The sequence below is a fragment of the Allotabrizicola aquatica (SeqCode) genome (genome assembly GCF_965194375.1).
GTDB lineage: Bacteria > Pseudomonadota > Alphaproteobacteria > Rhodobacterales > Rhodobacteraceae > Tabrizicola_A > Tabrizicola_A aquatica.
This window is the reverse complement of record NZ_CBDAEL010000019.1, coordinates 1-7,010: the sequence shown is the minus strand read 5'-3', so window position 1 is coordinate 7,010 and position 7,010 is coordinate 1. Positions and strand designations below refer to the sequence as shown.

3 protein-coding genes are annotated in these 7,010 nt (G+C 58.1%); 2 read left to right on the top strand and 1 reads right to left on the bottom strand.

From position 1 onward, the window contains the following. The coding region (locus AC72UB_RS13185; RefSeq protein ID WP_505190194.1) for a DUF4347 domain-containing protein at positions 1 to 5,113 on the bottom strand (5,113 nt) is incomplete at its 3' end. On the opposite strand from AC72UB_RS13185, the gene AC72UB_RS13180 reads away from it, so the two are divergent. Both AC72UB_RS13180 and AC72UB_RS13175 read left to right on the top strand, forming a co-directional pair. Next, the gene (locus AC72UB_RS13180) at positions 5,112 to 6,458 is read left to right on the top strand and encodes an IS5 family transposase (RefSeq protein ID WP_505190193.1); all 1,347 of its coding nucleotides are present in this window, start codon (positions 5,112 to 5,114) and stop codon (positions 6,456 to 6,458) included. The genes AC72UB_RS13185 and AC72UB_RS13180 overlap by 2 nt on opposite strands. Before the next feature lie 448 nt (positions 6,459 to 6,906). After that, positions 6,907 to 7,010: transposase (locus tag AC72UB_RS13175; protein ID WP_505189763.1), on the top strand; the 104-nt coding region annotated here is incomplete at its 3' end.

The following is a 7,010-nucleotide window of genomic DNA, read 5'->3' as shown; positions in this document are numbered from 1 at the left end:
TGACCCGGGCCTCAGCAGGACCTGCAAGAACGATATCGACGCTCACATCCGAAAACTGTAAACGCTCGATCCCCGTCAGAACATCGCGCCCCTCGATGCCTTCAACCAAAACACCAGTCTCTAAAGGCGTCAACCGATACTCGGCATAACCCCCTGAAAAGACTGCCGTGTCGAACCCTTCACCGCCGTCGATCGTATCATCGCCAACCCCGCCAGTCAGCGAGTCGTCGCCGGCGCCGCCCCGCATCTGGTCTGCACCCGCGGCACCGTCAAGCTGATCATTGCCGCCATTTCCTGTTATCACATTCGCCGCAGAATTTCCGACAACCACGTCAACCCCTTCAGAGCCCGTCACGACGGGGAAGGTGGCACTCTCCGATAGAACAATCGTGCCCGGCTCGGTCATCGTCAGCCCGTAGCGGACAGAAGCGCGGGGTGCGGACTCAACCAAACCGCCCAGTGCCTCCCATTGTGTCGCGGTCATGGAAAAGGTGTTTGCGCTCACCTCTATTCGCTCGATGCCGCTGATCTTGGCACCTGACAGATCGACGAGGTCGCCTCGGATCTCCAGCGTATCGAACCCTTCGCCACCGTCGATCCAGTCGGAGACCGTCGTCTTGTCGGTTATGATGATCGAATCATTTCCTGTATCACCCGAAACCGTGTCTGTGCCCTTAGAGCTGGTGATCAGGTCGTTGCCTGCGTTGCCGCGAAGAATGTCGTTCCCCGCGGTGTCGATGATCTCGTCTGATCCGCCTGAACCATTGAGCGTGTAGCCCACCGCTCCGGAAAGGGTCAAATTGCTGCCTCCCTTGGCAACAAACGCCGCAAGATCAACCGTCCCCCCCCCCACAAGCTGCACGCCGCGCAGCCCTGTCAATTGCGTGAACCCTGCTAGTTGCTCTGCCGTCATCGTTACGAAAGCGGGCAGGTTGTTTCCTTGCGTGACACCGGTAATGCGAAGGCTTTCCAAGCCTTCCAGAACTGCTCGGCTTAAATCCAGCGAGTAGGGTGATCCGACATATGCGTGACCGTCCCAAGTATGGATCCAATATGTAAAGTTGAACTCCAGTGCATCGGCACCTGCACCACCGTCAATCTGGCCTAATAGACTGTAGCTGCGGCTAGATGCATCGCCCTGCAGGAAGTTGGCCTGCGTCACGGCGAGGGGTTGCCAGTCGCCAGGGGCCGGCTGATAGAGGATCACGTCATCCCCTGCACCCGCCGCGACATTGACCGTCCCCGCGCGCGGGTTGATCAGGTTGCTGCCACTTCCGGTACGGATCTCGTCCTGTCCAGTCGACCCATAGACGTTGAAATCGCCGGAAAGCGCCGATGCATCGAATGTTCCTGCGGCAGTCAAGCTGACCGTCAGGTTTTCCAGTCGGCCAACACCCCAGTCTGCAATCTCTGCCGAGGTCAGAGCAAACATTCCGCCGTCGACCGACATGATTGTTTCGACATTGCTGATCTTGGCTCCAGTCAGCGATACACCATTGCTGATCTGCAGCGTGTCCGATCCGGCACCGCCATCGATGGTGTCCATGACCTGACTGCGCCCGGTCACGTCGATTCGATCATCCCCTGCACCGGCATCGACGACATTCGCTCCAGCGCCACCTTGCAAGAAATCGTTGCCCGCTTGGCCCACAAGTCGATCTTCGCCATCACCACCGAACAGTTGCTCCGAGGCCGCACTGCCGATCAGAGTGTCCCCGCCGGCAAGGCCACGGAGCACTTCATAGACGGCGCCCATTCCGTTATTGGAATTCAGCGCATCGGACATGGAAGTCCCCATCAGTTCTCGTCCGATCGAGATGGTATAAAGGCCGGTGGAGTTGCCTTCGGACAAGAATTCGACCCGCACACGGCCCCCCAGAAACGGGTCATTCTCGGGATCAGAACCCCAGCCCAACGGGGTAAGCGAATGGGTCTGCCCTGCGCTGATCCAGACCACATCTGCGCCACTGGTATCGCGCAGATGCAGTTCGAGCCCATCTGAGTTGATAAAACGGAACCGGCCTGATGCCGTTTCGACATCCAGCCGGACGCCAAGCACCTTGTCTCGGTAGCTACCAAAATTGAATTGGAACCAGTCAGAATCGCCCAAGTAATCTGCGCGACCGGTGAGGGTCTGGCCAAAGCCGACAGAGGTGATGGCAGTGCTGTCCCAGCTGTTTGTCAAATCATCCAGAACAAGTGTTTGGTCTGCAAAGCGAAGTTGCTGGACATGGCTGACCGTGTCAGTCCCATCACCGCCGGCCGCCTTGTGCGAGATGCGCCAACTTGCGTTACCAAGGAAGGTGATGTCATAGTCTGAACGTTTTCCGGCGTAGATCGCCACATTGCTGCCCGACCCACCATCCAGTACGTCATCGCCGCCATCGCCGCGAAGCGCGTCGCTGCCGGACCCGCCTTCGATCAGGTCTGAATTGCGCCCACCCGTCAGGCTGTCATTGCCCAGCCCGCCCATTAAATGTTCAAAACGTCCCTCCCCGACGAAGCTGTCGTCGCCCGCGGAACCAGTCCAGTCGCGGCGCAGGATGAAGGAATATGTCAGCGACCGACTGCCAGACCAATTCCAGTCGTAGTTGCCGATCATTACGTCTTGGAACCCGGTCTGAGTGATCGGCCAGGTGGTCTTTAGCGGTCCATAGCTTGAGCCGAGAACGTCGCCCTGCGACAGTCGCATATGCTGCTGATAGAAAGAGTTGTTAAACTCGAGAGATACGGCCTGACCCGCCACTGTTTCGAGCCGGAAGTAATCGACATCGCCTTTGAAATTCAGAGTGCCAGAATAGACCTTTCCATATTCCAGCGTTAAGTTGCCCACATCCGGCGCATTACCATGGTCATCGAGCACCAACGTTGCAAAGGCAGGATCGCTTTCACCGGCAAAGACAATGCGCTGGATGTTACGGATGGTATCGGTGCCGTCCATAACTCCAGCATCGCGAGCATCAGGGTAAACCGAAATGACAATGCCACTGGCATCGCGCCTCGCCACGGTCGGAATGATGTAGTCAGACCGCACGCCGCTAAGGACCAGCGTATTATTGCCGCTTCCACCATCTAGCGTGTCGTCGCCATCGCCACCTTCCAGCGTATCGTCGCCAGAGCCACCGTCAATAAAGTTGGCAGCAGTATTGCCGACAATCCGGTTGGCTTCTGCGTTGCCGGTGCCGCTGATCGCCCCGTCGCCAGTCAGCCGAAGGTTTTCGACATTGTCGGACATTGTCCATGAGATGGCTGTCTCGACACTGTCCATGCCTCCATCAGGCTTTTCGACAAAGACATCATAGGGTGTCACGACGACATGTTGGTCATCGCTCAATGTCCCAGCCCGCTGCAGGTCGACATTGCCATAAGCGTATCCATCGGCGGTATAGCGTTGGCTGTAGACTCCCCATGATGAGCCGTCCTGCCCATGGGACATCCACGTCACCACCCAGCCGCCGTCAGACAACGCAGTGACTGACGGGGTCTGCTGCTCACCACTGACGAAGGAGTTGACCCGGAACTCGGCGCCACTAACCGCACCGTCAAAACCGTAGCGTTGACCATAGATACCCCAAGACGAGCCATCTTGGCCGGCAGAATGCCAAGTCACCACCCAGCCGCCGTCAGACAACGCCGTTACTGAAGGACTTGCCTGGACGCTTTGGACGTAGGTATTGACTCGGAACTCGGCTCCACTCGCAGCACCGTCCAAACCGTAGCGTTGGCCGTAGATTCCCCAGTCAGAGCCGTCCTGCCATTGGGACATCCAAGTCACTACCCAGCCGCCATCGGACAATGCAGTGACTGAAGGGGTCTGCTGATCACCACTGACGAAGGAGTTGACCCGGAACTCGGCGCCACTTGCAGCACCGTCCAAACCGTAGCGTTGGCCATAAACGCCCCAGCCAGAACCGTCCTGCCCATGGGACATCCAAGTCACCACCCAGCCGCCATCGGACAACGCAGTGACTGACGGGGTCTGCTGCTCACCACTGACGAAGGAGTTGACCCGGAACTCGGCGCCACTTGCAGCACCGTCCAAACCGTAGCGTTGGCCATAAACGCCCCAGCCAGAACCGTCCTGCCATTGGGACATCCAAGTTACAACCCAGCCACCATCGGACAATGCAGTAACCGCAGGGGTATGCTGCTCACCACTGACAAAGGAGTTGACCCGGGCCTCAGCAGGACCTGCAAGAACGATATCGACGCTCACATCCGAAAACTGTAAACGCTCGATCCCCGTCAGAACATCGCGCCCCTCGATGCCTTCAACCAAAACACCAGTCTCTAAAGGCGTCAACCGATACTCGGCATAACCCCCTGAAAAGACTGCCGTGTCGAACCCATTACCGCCGTCGATCGTATCATCGCCAACCCCGCCAGTTAGCAAGTCGTCGCCGGCGCCGCCCGCATACTGCCCAAGGGTCCCAGAAAATCCGAGCATATGCAAGGTCCGCGCCTCGATATCGCCAGTAGCAACCTCAAGCACCCAGTCGCCGCCGTAATCTGCCGCGCCTGTCACATTTGCGCTGCCAGCCACGTCTGATTGTGTTAGCGCGGCCAACTTCGTGATGAGCGCCTGACCCGCCTCCCCCGCAGCACTGTTGCAGCCGTAAATCAGAATGTCGGCCCCATCGGCAAGATGCCGTGATATACCACTAAGAGTGGCCGAGTAGTCATCAATGTTATCAACAGATAACGTGGTAGACCCGAAAAAAACAGTACCCTCGGCTCCATGCGAAAAAAGGTGTATGGAATTAACTTCTGAATGTGACTGGATGTTCGAAGCGACTTGCTGAAAGCCATCAATGGCAGGGTCAATGACATACCATACGCCACCATCAGGGACTGACTTGACCAATGAACCAAGGATATCAAGACGGCCATCGAAAAAATAAATCGACTCTGACATACCATTCATCTCTTTTGATTCAATTTCGACTATAAATATAGATATATCCACAAAACCTCGCTGTAAACTGCTACTTAGTTCGCCCTGAACAAACCCCATGTCCTTGATTTTGCGTTGAGAAATCGCAGTTTTTCTAGCCTCAGAGAGCAGGCTTTTGTATGTTTGTGGCTGAAACCCTGCAATTTCGGTTCTGCCCATGAAGCACCGTCCACTCCCTGAGGAACAAGACGACCTTCTTCGTCCGCGTTTGATCGACTTGATCGATCCGCGGCATGAGTTGGTGAAGCTGGCGGCGCTGATCGACTGGGAGTTGTTCGAGCGGGAGTGGGCCGGTTTCTTTCCATCCAGCAAGGGTCGGCCAGCGACGGAGCCGCGGTTGGTGGCGGGGCTGCTCTACCTCCAACACGCCTATCGGCTGTCAGACGAGGCGGTGGTCGCGCGCTGGGTCGAGAACCCCTATTACCAGCACTTCACCGGAGAGACTTTCTTCCAGCATCGTCCGCCGATTGATCCGTCATCGCTGACGCGCTGGCGGGGGCGGATCGGCGAGGAGGGTGTTGAATGGCTGCTGACCCAGACGATCCAGGCCGGGCAGAAATCCGGTGTGATCGACGAGAACAGCGTCAAGCGCGTAGCCGTCGACACGACCGTGATGGAAAAGAACATCGCTTATCCGACGGACGCCCGGCTTTACGAGCGGGCGCGCGGTCAGCTGGCGGAACTGGCGCAGGAGGCCGGGGTGGATCTGCGGCAATCCTACGCCCGACTTGCCCCGAGGCTTGCGCTGCAGGTCGGCCGCTATGCCCATGCCAAGCAGTTCAAGCGCCTGCGCAAGGCATTGAAAAGGCTGAAGGGCTATACGGGCCGCGTCATGCGCAACCTACGCCGCCACCTGGAGGACATCCCCGAGGGCGACCTGCGGGACCGGATCATCGCCAAGCTCGCCTTGGTGTCGCAGCTGCTGCATCAGCAGCCCAAGGGGGGCAATAAGATCTACGCCCTGCATGAACCCGAGGTGGACTGCATCTCGAAGGGCAAGGCGCGGGTGCGCTATGAATTTGGCTACAAGGTCAGCGTCGCCACCACGCTGGACGAAGGCTTCGTTGTCGGCATGCGCAGCTTTGCGGGCAACCCCTACGATGGCCACATCCTGAAAGAGGCCCTCGAGCAGGTGGCGATCCTGACAGACCAGTGTCCCGATCTTGCCGTCGTCGATCGCGGTTACAGGGGGCATGACGAAGGCAAGACCCGTGTCCTGATCAGCGGGACACGCAGAGGGCTGACCGCAAAGGAGATCATCGACCTCCGCAGACGAAGCGCGATCGAAGCCGAGATTGGCCACATGAAGACCGACGGTCGCCTGTCCCGCTGCCCCCTGAAAGGCACCATCGGCGACGCGGTCTTCGCCGTCCTGAACGCCTGTGGCCACAACATCCGTAAGATCCTGGCCCACCTCCGGGCTTGGCTTGCCTGGATTATCGCCGTGCTATGGACCGCCGAAACCACGCCATACCGCAGCTATGTGATCGTAAATGCCGCGTGAAGTCTTTGTTCAGGGCGAACTAAACAGGATACTGCTGCGGGCTTTCCCATGACTAGCTGTTGATTGCCACTCAGGGCGCTGCCCAACCAGGTCTGCTTTACGGCGTGTATCGCTCTCGAGAGGCCGGAACCAAACTGGTGCAGGTCCAACTTGACACCTTCCGCCGGGCAAGCATGTGTGCGCACCCCTTCAGGTCGCTTACGGAGCCCAGCATGCGCACGAGCCACACCCATCCCCTTCAGATTGCCATTGTTCGACCCATTCCGACGTCAGGTCGGATTGGGAAGACGTTACGCTCTGGCGAACGGTAGCCAGATGCGGCAGTTCGTGGGAGCGGCACTGAGACGTCGATCTGGATGCGATAGTTTGAGCTACTCCCCGAAAATCGGACAGTGACGGAAGCTACGATCTGACGTCTGCTGGTCTCCAAGAACGAGGAGATCAGAACATGAAGAAACGCAGGAACCATGACGCGGCGTTCAAGGCGCGTGTTGCGTTAGAGGCGCTGAAAGGCGAGCGCACAGTGTCGGAGCTGGCAGCCGAATATGGTGT